The sequence below is a fragment of the Micrococcaceae bacterium Sec5.1 genome (genome assembly GCA_039636795.1).
Taxonomy (GTDB): domain Bacteria; phylum Actinomycetota; class Actinomycetes; order Actinomycetales; family Micrococcaceae; genus Arthrobacter.
Window position 1 is genome coordinate 2,752,209 of record CP143430.1, and the last position, 15,939, is coordinate 2,768,147.

Consider the following 15,939-nt stretch of genomic DNA (forward strand, 5'->3'; position numbering starts at 1 on the left):
CTTGGCTGTCAATGAGATAACTGGCTGGCGATGGTGTCCAGGGTGCGGAACACGGCAATCGTGTCTTTCGCCGGATGTATTGAGTGGTGGATTTCCCCGGCCCGGATTGCTTCGCTGGCGGCTCTGAGCATGGGGACGTAGCCGTTGCCCTCGCGGGCGTGATCGATGGGTTCAGGGGCGAACATTTTTTCCCAGGAACCGGCGTGAATCTGGAGTGTGGTGGATGTCCAGAACATGCCTGGGATGGTGATCCAGCCCTTGGCGCCGTTGATAGCGGCGGAGGGATCGACGAATTCGGTCATTGAACTCGCGCATTGCGCAAACTGGCCACCGGCGAAGTCGAGGGTGAAATGTTCCGCGAAGTCCAGCCCGTCGGCCCTAAGGCGTCCATGGGCCGTGATGGCTGTTGGCTCACCGAAGATTGAGTGGGCCAATGTCACCGGGTAGATCCCTTGATCAAGGAGCGTTCCTCCGCTGCGCGCAATGTCCCATCTGCTGCCACCGTCGGCGATCAGGGGAAAGCCAAATCCCGCCCGGAGGCTGGACGGCTTTCCGATGATTCCGGTGCGGAGTAGCTCGAAAAGGTGTTGGAATGCCGGGTTGAACTTCATCCACATTGCCTCCATGAGGAAGAGTCCTTGGCTTTCGGCCAGCGCAAAGAGGTCTTGCACATCATCGGCGTTCAATGCCATGGGCTTCTCAACAACCACATGTTTGCCGGCAAGCAGGGCCTGGCGCGCCATGGCGGCATGAGTAGCGAATGGCGTCGCCAGGTACACAACGTCGACGCCAGGGTCCCTGACAAGGGAATCGAAGTCGTCGGTCCACCGGTCCAGGCCGAACTCCTCTGCGAAGCTGGCTGCATTCGCCGGGTTCCTGCTGAAGATCATTTCCACGTGGTCTCCGGGCAAGAGCTGCAAATCCGGCACTATGCTCCGGGAGATAGTGCCGGCCCCGGCGATAGCCCACCGCAATGGAGTTTGGGGACGCCGTGTCTCCTCCACGGTTCTTTCCGTCATCCCGACACTCCTGCTTGGATATGCTGATCCCGGTGCAGCTCCGCAAGGCGATGGCGATCTGCCCGGCGTTTTTCTTGCTCCACAGGGTCTGCGATGGGCGCTGCGAGTAACAGCCTCTGGGTGTAGGGATGCTCTGGAGTGGAAGTTACCCGGTCGGCGCGGCCAGTTTCAACGATGTCCCCTCTGTAGACGACGCTGACGCGGTGGCTGATGTGCCGAACCACGGCCAAATCGTGCGAGACGAACAAGTAGGCAACGCCTGTGCGCCGTTGAATGTCGATGAAAAGGTCCATGACGCGGGCCTGTGTGGAAAGGTCCAACGCGGAGACCGGCTCGTCGCAGACAATGAGTTTCGGTTCCGGCGCAAGTGCCCGGGCTATGGCGACCCGTTGACGTTGTCCGCCACTGAACTCCCGGGGCAAACGTTCGGCAGCGTCACCGGGCAGGCCGACTTGATCCAACAGCATGCGTACACGGGCCCGGGCTTCAGTGGCACTTGTTCCCTGGACGATGAGGGGCTCGCTCAGGGTGTCACCAATGGTCAGGGACGGGTTGAGGGAGGTATACGGGTCCTGGAAGACTACCTGGATGTCTTTGGACAGGGTACGGCGTTCCTTCGGAGTGGCATGGGTAATGTCAGAACCCCGGAAGGTGATGCGCCCACCACTGGGCTTTACAAGACCCAGCACTGCCCGCCCAATGGTGGTCTTTCCGGATCCGGATTCGCCCACGACGCCGAGTGTCTCACCCTCCGCGATTGTTAGGGAAACCCCGTGCAGGACTTCCACCTCCCGGGGCCGGAATCCGCGGCCTTTGAAGGCCACGCGGAGGTCTTTTACGTTCAATAGCGGTGTTGTCATCAGTTCTTTCCCCCGGTGGCCGTCACGACAGGCCTAGGCTGGTCGGTTCGAACGGTGTGCTCGTCGAGGATGGAGCCCAGAAGCAGTTGAGTGTATGAATGTTGCGGCTCCCGGAAGAGCTCCAGCGCGGTCCCTGATTCGACAACCCGGCCGTCCTGCATCACGGCGATCCGATCGCAGATATCTGCCACGACTCCAAAGTTGTGCGTTACGAGCAACACAGCCATGTTGAGCTCGGCCTGGAGGTCCCGTATCAGGTCCAGGATTTCGGCCTGGACTGTGACGTCAAGTGCCGTCGTGGGTTCATCGGCGATGAGGAGCTTGGGGCGGCTTGCCACGGCGCCTGCGATGAGGACGCGTTGTGCCATTCCGCCGGAGATCTGGTGCGGGTAGGAATTGAACGTTCGCTGGGGATCTTGGATACCCACACGTGCCAGCAGCGCTATCACCTTCGCCTTTGCCTCCCGGCGTGACATCCGGGCTGAGGCGCGGATGCCTTCGACGAGTTGGGCGCCAACTGTGTAGGAGGGGTCCAAATTCGACATGGGTTCCTGCGGGATGTACGCGATCTCGCGTCCTCGCAGGGTGCGTAGCCCTTGCTCCGAAAGACCGATCAGATGGCGGCCATCCAACTGAATAGCGCCTTGTGTGATCACGGCCTCGGGCGGAAGCACACCGAGGATGGCAAACGCGGTCTGCGTCTTTCCGGAGCCGGATTCACCCACCAAGCCCAGGGTTTCACCTGCACGCAGGCTGAGGCTGACTCCCTTCACCACTTCCCTCAGCTGGCCTGATGGAGTGGGGTAAGCGATGGCCAGGTCGTCAACCGAGAGCAGGTCCGCCGCTGAACCTTGGATGCTGTCCGTGGTGGGGGTAATTGCTCTGGGGGTATTTGTTCTGGGCGCCGAAGCCTTGGATGGTTTCAGCTTTGCTCCCTCAAAGGCGTCCCGGAGGGAATTTCCGAGCAATACAAGGGAAGCAGTAAGCGTGCCGAGCATGACGCTGGGCCAGATGAATTGGGTGGGATCGACATAAAGGTTTGTGAAGCCGTCGGCGATCATTGCACCAAAGCTGGGAACGAGGTTGGACCCAACGCCGAGAAAGGCCAGGCCGGACTGCAGGCTGATCGCCGAACCTATCAGGAACGCTGCGGCGACGATGATGGGCCCACGGACAGCGAACAGCACGTGGCGGCCCAGGATTCTAAGGTTGGACAGTCCGGAGACGCGGGCGGCATCGACGTAGAGTTCGTTCTTCACGCCAAGGACCAGGTTCCTCACGATGCGATAGACCCCGGGGGAGAGCAGCACTCCAAAGATCAGCATGGTTGCCCGGTAGTCGCCCTTGGTCACGGGCATCAGGACGATCAGGAGCAGCAGCCCGGGGAACGTCATGATGAGGCTGAAGACCCACTCTGTCGCGGTTCGGAGCCGTCGGCCGAAGTATCCGCCGATAAGGCCAAAAGTTATTCCGATAGCCAGGGCAACGCTTGCTCCAATCAGGCCTGCGATCAGGCTGGTGCTGATTGAATGGAGGAGCCGGGAAGCGATGTCGCGTCCGTTCTGGTCGGCTCCGAGGGGGTATCCCGGGGTGCCAGGTGTGGCGTTTATCGCATTGAGTTGTGCCTCATTGGGATCGTGCGGGGCGATCCAGGGAGTGAGAAGACCCAGGATGATGATGACCAGTAGCAGGACCGAAGTAATCACTGCCTGAGGGTCGGTGGCGAGTTTCCGTAGCGGAGACTTCCGGGGTGGGGCTGCCAACCCGGAAGTCACGCTGAGTTCTTCGATGCTCAATAGATTCTCGCCTTCGGGTTGAGCCAGCCGTTCACTACGTCTGTGATGAGGTTCACCGTGACAACCAACATGACGCTGAACAAAGTGATGCCCATGATGATGGGGATATCGCCCTGGAGCGAGGCGTTGAATGCGTAAGCGCCAAAGCCAGGAAGCGCGAACACGTTCTCGATGATGAGCGCACCACCGAGCATTTGAATAAATTCAAGGGACAGGACAGTCAGGGCAGGACTTGCAGCATTCCGAAGCGCGTGGCGAAGCACGATCGACCGCGTCGGTACACCACGGGTCCGCAGGGTACGGACGTAGTCTTTCCTGAGCTCCCCGATCATGGTGCCGCGGATCTGTGCAGCCATGCTGGCCACTCCACCAATGACAAGCACAATGACAGGGATAGTGATCGATGCCGCCCACTTTCCAGGATTCTGCGCAAAGGGAGTAAAACCGGTGGCAGGCAGCAACTTCAGATTCACGGCGAACACAGCCACAAGGACTATGGCGATGAGCAACCCGGGGACGACGTAACCTATCAAGGACAAGCCTTGGGAAACCTTATCGGCGAGTCCTCCTCGGGTTGCCGCCCAGACGCCCAGCGCAACGCTGACGAGCACTGTGATGATGAGCGCGGTGACGACCAGCGACAGCGTGACGCCCAGACGCGCAGCAACGGCAGGCGCCACTGGTTGGCTGGTGAAAAGAGAAGTACCGAAATCACCGGTCAGTACCGAGCCGAGCCAGTCCATGTATTGGACGATGGCCGGCCGATCGAAGCCAAGCTGGGTCATCAGTGCTTTCAGGGATTCTGGCGTCGCTGCACTGCCCAGGCGTTCGCGGGCAACAGATTCCAAGGATCCGCTGAGGAGGAAGAAAGTGATGAGGGTGACGAGCAGCGCAAGGACAATGCCTGCACCAAGACGTCGGAGGGCGTAACTGATCATGACCCGCGGCCCTATTTTCCAGATACGCCGAAGTCACGTACGGTCGGCAAAACCACCCCGGTAGGGAGGAAATCAATGCCCGGAGCTGTCGCCCAGAGCGTGCCTACGTAGGCGATCGGCGCGTTCAATGCCTGCTTCACGGTGTATTCGTTGACCTTCTTATACAGAGCATCGCGGGCTGTATCGTCTGGTTCGGTGGCAATGGACTGAAGCAACTTGTCGAATTCAGGGTCCTGCCACTTGAAGGGGTTGAGGAAGGCTTCAGGGGCGTACATGTCGCCCACCTGACGGCCCGCGCTGTTCAGACCGTAGAACCACAGAACCGCCGGATACTTCTTCGAGGCAATTGATGATGCCGTATTCTGCGGAGGCACAGGTTCCCACGTCACCTTCACCCCGATGTCCGAAAGAGCCTGCGTGATCACCGGCTCGAAGGACTGGGAGATCACCGTGCTTGGCATCGTCATGGAGAAACCGTCGGCGTATCCTGCCTCAGCCAATAGCTTGCGTGCCTTCGCCGGATCGAAGCTGTAGGCATCTTCAAGCCCGGGATCGTATGCTCCACTGTTGGGGTCGAACACCTGGACCGTGGGCTTACCCAGTCCATTGAGGAGGGCCTTGACCACCTGTGCCCGGTCAAAGGCCATGTTGATAGCCTGGCGGACCTTTACATTGGCCAGGGCAGGAACGAGTTCTCCCTTCCGGTCGGCCAGGACGAGAACGAGAGCGGCCGTAGCCTGCACCTCCTTGACTGCGAATCCTGCACCTTCGGCCTGCTTGCGTTGCGGGGCCTGGATCAGGGCTGCCTTTACTTCCCCTGCCTGGAGCGCGTTGTACTGGGCGGTCCTGTCCTGGATGACCTTGACCTTCACGGTCTTGAATGGATAGGCCGAGGCGTTCCAGTAGTCATCCCGGCGTTCCATGACGTACTCGGTGCCGTCGACAGTCTTGTCCGAGAGGACGTAGGGTCCGGAGCCAGTTGGGCGGAGTTTGGTGGTGTCGGACGCCAACGTGTCCGCGTCACCAATGACGCCTGTGGCTTGCGCCAGATAGTTCAGCAGCGATGGTTCCGGAGCGGAAAGCTGAATAACTACTGTCGAGGCATCGGGGGCGGAAATGGAGGACACCTTGGCGAGCTTGGGCTGTTGCTGGCCCGGTGTCGTCCTGGTCCTCTCCAAGGTTGCGGCTACGTCCTTGGAAGTGACGGCGTCTCCGGAACTGAACTTCAGGTCGCTGCGAAGCTTGAGGGTCAGCGTGCGCAGGTCATCAGAATATTTCCAGCTCTCAGCCGCGTTGGGACGGATCTTGTTGTCCTTGTCCACCATGAGAAGGGTGTCGAAAATTGATGCCCAGATGTAGGACTGCTGTCCTTCAGCGAGCTGGGCCGGGTCCAACGAAGCCGGCTGGGCTTGAACGGCAATGCTGAGTTCCTCGTTGCGTGAGGAATTAGTAGGTTCCGACGCCGGCGCGGAAGAGGAACACGCCGCCGTGGAGAGTAGCGCTGCTACCGCGACGGCGGCTACTGCCGCACGGGTCAGTGATGTGGTTCGGGACAAGACAGGGAACATGTCTTGAGACTCCTTTGTCATTGAGGAAAAGCTTCTGGAGATTTTTTGGGGGGCCATTGTTTGGGCCATTTAGTCTGGGGTGACCGATATCACTAGCAAAGCACTAGAAAAGCGAAAAGGCAACCGATTGCCATCATTTTAAAAAAGTTAATGTTGCCCTGAAATCCTGTTGCATTTCGGGTACTCCAAATGACCACCTGGAATTCAGAAATAAAGTGTCCGGAATTCGGGGCGGTCTTGTCTTGCTAAATCCTGCGGTGGAAGTTTGTGGTCTGTTGAGATCAGCTTTGCGACATGAATTCAGTCATTTCTTGTTTGAACTTCATGAGTGGGTAACCGTTAAGGGCAAGGAATGACTGTGATACTGCCGCCGTCAGATCCAGGGAAGGGTCGATAAGCCATTGCATGCGAAGACCGCTCCATGCGGCCATCATTTGGCGGGCAACCCTGTCCGGATCGAGTTTGGGATCAGCAATTCCCTTGGCCTGGCGTCTTTTGACTCCTTCAGTGAACTCAAAAATCACCTGCTCATGGTGGGCCTTCAGGTACGCGTGGGCCGGATGTTCGGGGTTGACTGCCTCTGCGCTTAACGCGAGGAACAGGCGGGTCGTAGCTTGGTCATCCAGGGTCAGGTGAGCCATTGCGGGTGGAGGCCAGTCGGCCTTCCCGCCATCGATAACGTGAAACTCGGCCGTAAGGATGGCGCGATAATCCTCATCGGCCAGCTCCATGGCCGCGACAAGAATGTGGTCGCGCGTCGGGAAATGGTAGAGCATGGCGGTCTCGCTCATCGAGGCCCGCGCTGCCACCTCCGCCGTGGTCAAAGCTCGATGCCCCTTCTCCAGGACGATGTCGAGGGCGGCCCGGGCTACGGCAGACCGGCGCTCAAGTGTTTTTGCGTACCGCTTCCGGGGGGCTGTTGTCGAGTCCATGCACTAACGGTAGTCGAAAATTGAGTGTTACACCATAGGACTCCTGAAATTGAGCTACCTCCAAACGTCGCCAAAGAGAGTTTGGCTGTAAAAAGGGAGCATCACTCAGTTTTATAGGACTCCCTTCCAAGGTCCCGCAGACCCCCGGATGATCAATTCGGTGTCTAAGGGCAGGGTTTGGGGATCTTGAACAGTGCCGGAGAGGGAGGCCAGGGCCAGGCCGGCGGACAACGATCCGCACTGCCCCAGCGGGGACCTGATGCTTGTCAATGACGGCGTGGTGAAGTCTGCGCCGAAAATATCGTCAAAGCCTATGATGCTGAGGGCATCGGGTATGACAACTCCCGCGTTTTGGAGTTCGTGCATCAGGCCAATCGCCAGCAGATCGTTGTGGGTGATGACGGCCGTTGCTCCCGAGGCCTTGACGGCCCGTGCGACTCGCCTGCCCCCGTCAACGGTTGGTGCCGCCGACTCGATGCGTTCGGCTGCGAGATGGCACCACTCGCAGGCGGCCGAGATGGCGTCCCATCGGCGGGCGGACATCCAGGACAATTCCGGCCCCGCGACGAAGAGGACCTTTTTGTGCCCATTCCCTGCCAAGAGGCGGATTGCCTGGCTAACACCCCTGTCTGGATCAGGGATGACGCAACTAATGCCATTTACCTCCCGGTTTATCACGACTACCTGTGTGGTCTTGGCTAGAAGCTGAATATCAGTGTCACTCATGCGGGGGCTGGTCAAAATCAGCCCGTCCACGGCATTGATAACTCGATTGGCCGAAGCGAGTTCTTTGCTCGGGGACTCGGCTGCATTTACCAGAACCACGGTGTAGTCGCGTTGTGCCGCGACTCTTCCTGCCTCGCGAAGAATGCCAAAGAAGGTTGGATTGGTGACGTCAGAAACAATTAGCCCGAGCGTCTTTGTTGATCCTGTCTGCAGTACTTGGGCGGCATGGTTCAGTTGAAAATTGAGTTCACTTGCGGTTGCTTCAATGAAACGTCTTGTGCGGGCATTGACTCTTTCGGGATTATTGAGTGCCCTGGAAACTGTTGATGGATTAACGCCGGCTTGCCGCGCTACATCATAGATAGTTGCCTTGGCTGTTCTCGATTGCATTATTGTCTCGTCGGACGGCACTCTTCACTTCCTTGCACGGTGGAGCACATCACAGCGGAACACCAGCACAGCGGAACACCAGCACAGTGGAGGACAGCACAGTGCTGCGCCCAGCCAGGCACGTGTGCATCTTGCTGCCGCGCACGTGCCTGGCTGGAGGGTGATCCTGCTGGCGTTAGATGGTCTGGCCTGCGTCGGCCAGGAGCGTGCTGCCGGTCATGATGGTGGACAGGTCGCTTGCGCAGAACAGGACCACGCGTGCGATGTCATCCGGTGTTCCCATCCGGCCAATGAGGCTGTTGGTCATGACGTCCATGGCCGCTGTCCCATCTGCGGGGGCGTGCGCAGCAGCGGCGGCCATGTTGCCCTCGGTTGGCACAAAGGTTGGGGCAACGCCGAGCACGCGGATGCCCAGTGGGGCAAACTCGAGGGCCATTTGCTTGGTGATGCCACGGACAGCATGTTTCGATCCGACGTAGGCGGACAAGCCCGGTGCCGTCCCACCGAATCCGGCCGTGGAGACGATGTTGACAATGACGCCGCCGTGATTCCCGTTGGACATGTGGCGTGCGGCTTCGCGGGAGCCATTGAAAACGCCGCGGGTGTTGACGGCAAAGACTTGCTCCCACATCCTGTCAGTCGTCTCCAGGACCGGGACGCTGGGGAAGATGCCCGCGTTGTTGACCCAGATGTCGATACCTCCGAATGACTCCACGGCTTCCAGTGCGCCGAGCCGGACCGATTCGGCGTCGGTGACGTCCATGCCCAGGCCTAGTGTCCGGACCGGGAAGCGGTTCGCGATTTCCGTAGCGGCATCGAGGGCTAGGTCCGCGTTTACGTCCCCGATCAGCACGTCCGCACCGGCTTCTGCCAGGCGGAGTGCAATGGCTTTGCCCAGGCCTTGCGCGCCGCCGGTAATGACGGCCCTGCGTCCGGCCAGGGAAAGCAGGTCCTGGACAGGGGTGAGCGAGGCATCGGCGAATGCGGTGGTCATGCGGAAACCTCGACGTCGAGCTGGTTGCTCTGGGCGACGCGGCCAAGCCAGGCGAGGCTGGGCTTTGGTGTGCGGGCAAAGGTTTCCCTATCGACGGCGATCAGGCCGAACGTAGGTTCCCAGTGCCCCCATTCGAAGTTGTCCAGCAGGGACCAGTGGAGGTAGCCCCGAACGTCAATTCCTTCGGTCATGGTCTGGTCCAAGCCCTGCAGTGCCTCTGTGGTGTAGCGGATCCGCTGCTGGTCATCAGCTGTAGCGATGCCGTTCTCCGTGACCAGTACGGGGATGCCCCCGGTAATCTTCCAGGCGTGGCGCACTGCCATGGCCAATGCGTCGGGCCGGTATGCCGTGCCCACCAGGGTGTTGTCCGGGTGCGGCGGATGTGGGACGAGCCCGTTGGCGTCGACTTGCTGGCTGGAGTAGGCCTGAACGCCAACGAAATCATCGCCGCGGCTACCTTCCCAGTAGACGTCTTCTTTGCCGTAGCGGATCTCCAGCAGCTTCTCTTCCCCGCCAGGGGCGGCAGTGAGCGCCCCGGCCGCAATGGTCCATCCCACCTTCGCGTCGGTGTGGGCGCGGATAATCTCCCTGGCAGCGTGGTGGATGGCGGTGAACGTCCTTCCTATTTCCGGATCGGCATAGGTCAGGAAGTCGCTGTGCGTTTGTTTGGTCTCTTCGGTGCCTTCGACCGTGGGACTTTGCCACTGGCCGCCCTCGGCCAATTGCATTCGGCGCATGGCTGTCATGATCGCTGCCTGCATGTTCGGCTCGTTCATCGTCGCTACCCACTCCACCCCGTCCAGGATGGTGGTGGTTTCCTTGACGTAGCGCTGGAACTTCTCCGATGCGTCCGGAGCCAACCAGCCGCCGTCGTTCGCGAACCATTGCGGAGTGGTGAAGTGCTGCAAGGTCACCACCGGGGTGACGTTCCGGGCGAAGCAGTGCTCGATCATGCGGCGGTAATGGGCGAGTTCGGCCTTGGAGAAGGCGCCGGGGGCGGGTTCGATGCGGGACCATTCGAGGCTGAAACGGTACGAGGTCAGGCCTGCGTCGGCAAGAAGATCGATGTCCTCACGGTACCGGTGGTAACTGTCGCACGCGTCGCCGGAGAGTTCCATGCCCGGCATGGTCAGTTCGCGTGCCCACCAGTCGCTGTTGACGTTGTTGCCTTCGATTTGGTGTCCGGCGGTTGCGGCGCCCCAGAGAAAATTGGCAGGGAAAGTTGTCATGGGTTTCTCATTTCTTGAAAGGTGTGATGCCCTTGCAGGCGGATTGAAGGTGTCTCAGGCGGGACTTGGCACGCTGATGCCGTGCAAAGCCGCAGGCGCTGCGGCGCGGAACCTGCCCGGACCGGCTGTGTATTCGGATCCGTCGGGGAAGAGGATCCGGGCTGTCGTCTCTGCCGGGATGTCGGCGTCGATGCGGAGGTCGTCACCGTCGAGTTGCCAGTGGACGCTGATGGTGCCGTTGGGGGTTTCATGAGAGCCCCTGGCCCACGTAACCGACGGTCCGGGGGTGGGGGCAATGATGATGGAGTGCCAGGCCACAGAGCCTTCGGCCTGGCGCAATCCAAGGGTGTGCTCGTGCAGGAACCGGAGCACGGTTGCCTTGCTGTAGTGGTTCAGCGAATCATGGGCGTCGCCGTTGTTGTCGATCCCTTCCCAGGATTCCCAGATAGTGGTGGCGCCCTTGTCCACCATGTACAGCCACGACGGCGATGTGCGCTGAAGAAGCAATTCATAGGCGACGTCGGCCCTGCCGGCTTCAACCAGGACCGGGAGCAGGTAGCCCGTTGAGAGGAACCCCGTTCCCAGGTGTGTGTCTGCGGAGCGGATGAGTTCCACCAGCCGCTCGACGGCACGTTCGCGTGATTGTCCGGGAAGCAGGCCGAACGCGAGGGCCCGGACGTAGCTGGCCTGGGTGTCGGCGTCGGTTGTTCCGTCGGGACGCAGATATGCTGCACGCCAAGCATCGCGAACAGCGCCCGAAACCTCCTCAAACTCTGTCGCCTCTGTGGATCGTCCGAGGACGCGGGCAATCCGGGCGAGCGTTGCGGCCGAGCGGTAAAGATAGGCCGTACCTACCTCGCCCTTGTCTTCCATGAACCAGGCCATCGGGTTGTCCTGGACGGGGTCGATCAAGCGTCCATCGGCGTCGCGTTCCTTGGGTTCCGTCCATTCACCCCAATGGAAGGTGCCATCCCACAGATATTGCTCGTACGGCTCAGGCTCGGGGGATGCCTTTGCCCGTGCATGATGGCGCGTTGTGCGTGCCATTTCCAGCGCCCACCGGACCCACCGGAGCATTGAATCCCAGTTCTCGGCGAGAACGGCTTCATCTCCGTAGGCCTCATACAACTCCCAAGGAACAGTGACGATCGCATCTCCCCACCCGGCAGATCCGGTCATCATGGCGAACTGATCGTCCACGTGGTTCTTGATGCCGCGGCCGTCAGGGGAGAAGTTCGTAATGCGGCCATCGGCAAGCTGGTCGTCACGCACCGATCTCAACCACTTCCGGCTGAACCCGAGCACATCCCTCAAGCGCGTTGCTGTGGAAATAAACACTTGGTAGTCACCACTCCACGCCAGGCGTTCGCGGGTTGGGCAGTCTGTAGGAACATCCACAGCATTTCCCAGGAAGCTCCACTGTCCGATGCGATGAAGTTGATTCAGGTCCTCGTTACTGCAAGCGAACTCACCCGTGCTGGGGAGGTCGCTGTGCACAATCTGCATGCTGAGCTTTGACGGGTCCAGGCTTGCTCCGTTGCGGCTGATGCGCGCGTACTGGAAACCGTGGACGGTGTGGCGGGGTTCAAAGACTTGCCCGGACGCGCCCGCGGTTACTTCGTCGCACTGGGAGAAGATCCTTGCTGGTTCTCCTGGCCGGTGCGAATCCAGGTGTGAGGTTGAGAGGTCGCCATCACTGTCAACGTGCTCACCGTACTCGATCACTGTTCGCGTTCCTTCCGGCCCAAGGTCTTCAAGCCGGATCCATCCGGAGGCGTTCTGGCCGAAGTCCGCAATCCACACGCCGGGCCTTACTTCGCTAACGGCTTTCGCCACTCGTGATTCGATGACCCGCACAGGTGGAGCGGGAGACCAGTCAATCGGGGGTGCGTCCACGACGTTGAGCAGGACGTTCGACGGCGGTGCGGTCGGGGCGGTAAAGTCCACCGTTTGTCCGTCCATAAGGTCCGCACGTGTTGTGGTGGACGGTGTGCTGGTCCAGTCGCCATCCGTCACGATGATCTGGTGCGATCCATCGACACGTTCAATGTGCAGTTCCGCGCGGGTCCCCACCGAAGTTCCCCAACCGGCGGGATGGCGGAACGCACCCACTTGACCCCGATACCAGCCGTCGGACAGTTCAATGGCCAGCCTGTTGAGTCCGGGGGCCAGCGAGGATGTCACGTCTGACGCTTGGGCGTAGAGAGTATGGTCGTACGACGTCGACCCGGGGGACAGTTCCGCGGTCCCGGCCCGTTCTCCGTTGATAACAGCGGTGTAGACACCAAGGGCTGTGGCGTAGAGACGGGCCGTCTTAACCTCCGCGTCCACCATGAATTCTGTGGCAAGGACATGGGCGGGCCGCTGGCCGTATGCCTTGTCCTCTTGCTCGACCGGGGAAATCCAGGAAGCCGTCCAGTCGCCGTCGAGAAGACCTGTTTCAAAAGCAGACCACGCCGACCATTCGGACGTCTTTTCTGCAATCCGTACGCGCCAGGCGACACGCTGCCGGCTGCGGAGTTCCTGCCACGGCCATGAAACGTGAAGGCGGCTGGCCGTCGTCGACGTCGGCTGCGCCACGCCGTCGACCGTTGCTTCCAGCTCGTAAGCCGTCGCCGCAACGTCGGCGGGAATCTTCCACGAGAGCCTCGGAGAGGGGCCGGTGACGGAGAACTGGTCTCCACCGCTGTCCACGATGAGGTCATAGGGCGCTTCGCCCATAGTTTTTCTTCTTTCTTCTGCCGACGCGGGCGTTATCGAATGGACTTGACCTTGAGCGCGATCACGAGCCCACCGATCAGCGCCAGTACAGCGCCCGAGAGATACAGGAAGGTGTAGTTCTTGTCCGATCCGGTGATGCCGATGGTGATGATCACGGAGGCGACCAGTGGGGCCACGGCGCTTGGGATCTTCTGGGCGAAGGCAACCACCGCCATGTACCGTGCCGTTTCGGTGCGGTTGGGCAGAATCGCGAAGACGATGGCCTGGTCTACCGTCGCGAATACGGCGATGGCAGTCTGCATGAGAATTGCGCCGATGATCAGCTGGGGGAGCGACCATGCGAAGGCTTCAGCCAAGGCTCCACCCACAAAGAGAACTGCGGCAATGACCACAAACAAGCGGCGTCGCTTGAGCTTGTCGGAAAGGAAGCCACCCAGCAGTGCACCGGCCGCAGCAGCCACCACGCCGAGCATTCCAATGGTCGCCACAACGCCGGCCACTTCCCTCACGGGGAGCCCGAGACGCTGGGCGTAGAAGAACGTGCCGAAAGTGGTGTTGAAATACAGGCCCATGAAGAAGACGAAACGGCCCAGCCAGTTCCATGCAAAGTCCGGATATTTACGGATACTGAATCCGTAGCTTGCGATCACCGAACGGAAGGTGACCCGGTTGTCCACGGTAATGTTCTGTGAACTTCCTTCCGGCTTGATGAGCGGGAAGAGTGCCAGGAGGATGGCGCCGATCACGCCCGGGACGACGAACACCAGGAAAGTGTTCGAAGAAACTGCGTAGGCAACACCAATGCCCAGGACGGGAGCAATCTGCGTCATGAGTCCCGTCAGTGCCGAGACGCGGCCGCGCTGGCCTTCCGGCAACTTGTCAGCCATCAGATTCTGGATTGCAGCACCGGAAATGGACCAGCCGGCCATTCCAAGGACCCACCCTGCACCCACCAGCAGGAGGTCCGGGGCGAGACCCATAACCACCAATCCCGCCAGGCCAATGCCTGTGCCCAGGAAGATGAACGGAGCCCTGCGGCCGAAGCGGGACCGCGTGCGGTCGCTCCAGATGCCGATGATGGGGCTGACAACCAGGTAGATGCCCTGCGCTGTCCCTGTGATGAAGCCGAGCATCTGCTCCTGGCCGGGAGCAAGTTCGGTGATCCGAACGGCAATGCCATAGGAGAGGGGCACCATCATTGCGATTGATGCGCCGAAGCTGGCCAACATCAGCCACAGAATGTAGCCCTTGCTCACGGGAGTCTGGGGCTCTTCCGTGAGCTCTGGATGTTCGACGGGGCCGACTGGCAGATGACTGCCCGGCGATGGTTCGGCGGCTGCAATGCCGCCGGCGAGACGTGGAGCCCCGTGCTTATCAGTAGTCACCAATGACTCCTCTATAAAGGTAGTTGGTCGCCTGCGGCATCGCAGGCGAGGACTGGACGACGGTGGGGTCGGGTACCAGTAAAGGTAACCACAATGGTTACTATTCGTGAATAGTAGTCACAGTGGTTACAATTGACAAGACCCAACGCAAAAAAGAGATTTTCCGTTCGTGAGAGAAGGCTGTTCGTGACTACCACTTCTGAGCAGGAGACCGGGAAGAAAGTCAGCTCCGGTAGGCGTGGCCCATACGCAACAACGCCGGCTCGTCGCGCGGAGATCGTGCGCGCGGCCTCGGCCAGCTTCGCTGAACACGGCTATGAGCGGGCAAGCCTCAGGGATATCGCTGCCCGGGCCAACGTCACCCACGCAGCCCTGCTTCGTCACTTCGCCACCAAGGATGACCTTCTCCTCGCCGCCCTTGCGGAGCGGGACGCCGACGACGCCGAGCTGGCCAAACGCATTGTGCAATCCAAGGTGCCACGGGAGTTGGTGTTGAGCAGTGTTCTTAAAGAGGAATTTGCGCGGCCCGATCACATGCGAAATTGGCTGTCCATCACCATCGCAGCTACCAACCCCGAGCATCCCGCCCATGACTTCTTCATCGCGCGCCGTGAGCGAATGCGGGACTACTTCACCAGCAAGCGACTCGCCACTGCCCAGGACAGTGAGGAGCTCACTGCTGATGACAAGGTCACCATGGTGATGGCGATGATCGACGGACTCCGGATTCAATTCCTTCTTGACCCCCATCGGAAAACACTGCACCTGCTGGAGACGCTGATGCGGTTCATCGACACGCCGCCGGAAGAAGCTTAACCAGTCAGCAGCAGTTCAGGCGTTGCTGCGCAGCTCGCGACTTACAGCCTGCAGGCCGGTTTCAAGTGCACGGAGCTCCTCAACCGAGAGCCCGGCAAGGACTTCTCCACCAAGCTCGGGGCGTGCGGCCATAAGTTCACGAACGACGGATCGGCCCAGGTCGGTTGCGTATATCCGCCGAACCCTCTGATCTTCCGAATCGAGGGATTTCGTGACCAGTCCTGCGGCCTCAAGGCGATCGACAAGTTTGGACATGGAGGCCATGGAGACGCCGAATGTTTCGACCAACCCGACGCCGGTCGCTCCAGGCTCCGTGGTGACCACAACTGACAGGACTTTCAATTGCTGGATTGTCAGGTCAGTTGTCAGAAGCGGCTGAAGGACGCGGGGGATGGAGCGGATGGTGATGGCGATAGCCAAAGCGTCAATGCTCTTTTGTACCGCATCCCGGTCGCGTGATTCCGCCATGACAATAAGATATCCCGGGACTTCGCTTTGCCGAATTGCTTAGCTTCAGGCTAAGCTTTTTTCGTAAGCCGACCCGTAGTCGTGTCGACGCGTACAG

At 60.2% G+C, this 15,939-nt stretch carries 13 protein-coding genes; 1 reads left to right on the forward strand and 12 read right to left on the reverse strand.

Translation table 11 applies throughout. From position 1 onward, the window contains the following. Positions 1–8: 8 nt before the first annotated feature. The 11 genes from VUN82_12565 to VUN82_12615 all read right to left on the reverse strand — a co-directional run bounded on the left by VUN82_12565 (position 9) and on the right by VUN82_12615 (position 14,558). Positions 9–1,019, reverse strand: a complete 1,011-nt coding sequence (locus VUN82_12565) for a Gfo/Idh/MocA family oxidoreductase (GenBank protein XAS69960.1) — start codon at positions 1,017–1,019, stop codon at positions 9–11. Beyond that, positions 1,016–1,879 (reverse strand): ATP-binding cassette domain-containing protein, encoded by an 864-nt coding sequence (locus tag VUN82_12570; GenBank protein XAS69961.1) that lies wholly within the window; start codon positions 1,877–1,879, stop codon positions 1,016–1,018. The genes VUN82_12565 and VUN82_12570 overlap by 4 nt, the downstream gene beginning before the upstream one ends. Beyond that, complete coding sequence (locus VUN82_12575) at positions 1,879–3,675, reverse strand: dipeptide/oligopeptide/nickel ABC transporter permease/ATP-binding protein (protein ID XAS69962.1); 1,797 nt, start codon at positions 3,673–3,675, stop codon at positions 1,879–1,881. Before VUN82_12575 ends, VUN82_12570 begins: the two co-directional genes overlap by 1 nt. Next, positions 3,672–4,613: an ABC transporter permease gene (locus tag VUN82_12580; GenBank protein XAS69963.1), complete on the reverse strand. Its 942-nt coding sequence runs from the start codon at positions 4,611–4,613 to the stop codon at positions 3,672–3,674. Before VUN82_12580 ends, VUN82_12575 begins: the two co-directional genes overlap by 4 nt. A gap of 11 nt (positions 4,614–4,624) precedes the next feature. Next, on the reverse strand, positions 4,625–6,181 hold the full coding sequence (locus VUN82_12585; GenBank protein ID XAS69964.1) for an ABC transporter substrate-binding protein: 1,557 nt from the start codon (positions 6,179–6,181) through the stop codon (positions 4,625–4,627). Between the two features lie 281 nt (positions 6,182–6,462). After that, the gene (locus VUN82_12590) at positions 6,463–7,113 is read right to left on the reverse strand and encodes a TetR/AcrR family transcriptional regulator (protein XAS69965.1); all 651 of its coding nucleotides are present in this window, start codon (positions 7,111–7,113) and stop codon (positions 6,463–6,465) included. A gap of 111 nt (positions 7,114–7,224) precedes the next feature. Next, a complete protein-coding gene (locus tag VUN82_12595) occupies positions 7,225–8,229 on the reverse strand; it encodes a LacI family DNA-binding transcriptional regulator (protein XAS69966.1) in 1,005 nt (334 codons plus the stop codon). A gap of 175 nt (positions 8,230–8,404) precedes the next feature. After that, positions 8,405–9,223, reverse strand: a complete 819-nt coding sequence (locus tag VUN82_12600) for an SDR family oxidoreductase (GenBank protein ID XAS69967.1) — start codon at positions 9,221–9,223, stop codon at positions 8,405–8,407. Continuing rightward, complete coding sequence (locus VUN82_12605) at positions 9,220–10,452, reverse strand: family 1 glycosylhydrolase (protein XAS69968.1); 1,233 nt, start codon at positions 10,450–10,452, stop codon at positions 9,220–9,222. Before VUN82_12605 ends, VUN82_12600 begins: the two co-directional genes overlap by 4 nt. 54 nt (positions 10,453–10,506) lie before the next feature. Then, on the reverse strand, positions 10,507–13,173 hold the full coding sequence (locus VUN82_12610) for a family 78 glycoside hydrolase catalytic domain (GenBank protein ID XAS69969.1): 2,667 nt from the start codon (positions 13,171–13,173) through the stop codon (positions 10,507–10,509). A gap of 32 nt (positions 13,174–13,205) precedes the next feature. Further along, a complete protein-coding gene (locus VUN82_12615) occupies positions 13,206–14,558 on the reverse strand; it encodes an MFS transporter (protein XAS69970.1) in 1,353 nt (450 codons plus the stop codon). A 186-nt stretch (positions 14,559–14,744) separates the two neighbouring features. On the opposite strand from VUN82_12615, the gene VUN82_12620 reads away from it, so the two are divergent. Beyond that, complete coding sequence (locus VUN82_12620) at positions 14,745–15,374, forward strand: TetR/AcrR family transcriptional regulator (GenBank protein XAS69971.1); 630 nt, start codon at positions 14,745–14,747, stop codon at positions 15,372–15,374. Positions 15,375–15,389: 15 nt separating this feature from the next. Here VUN82_12620 and VUN82_12625 read toward each other — a convergent pair whose 3' ends face one another. Beyond that, positions 15,390–15,842 carry a MarR family transcriptional regulator gene (locus VUN82_12625; GenBank protein ID XAS69972.1) on the reverse strand — a complete coding sequence of 151 codons (453 nt, stop codon included), beginning with the start codon at positions 15,840–15,842 and terminating at the stop codon, positions 15,390–15,392. Positions 15,843–15,939: the final 97 nt, after the last annotated feature.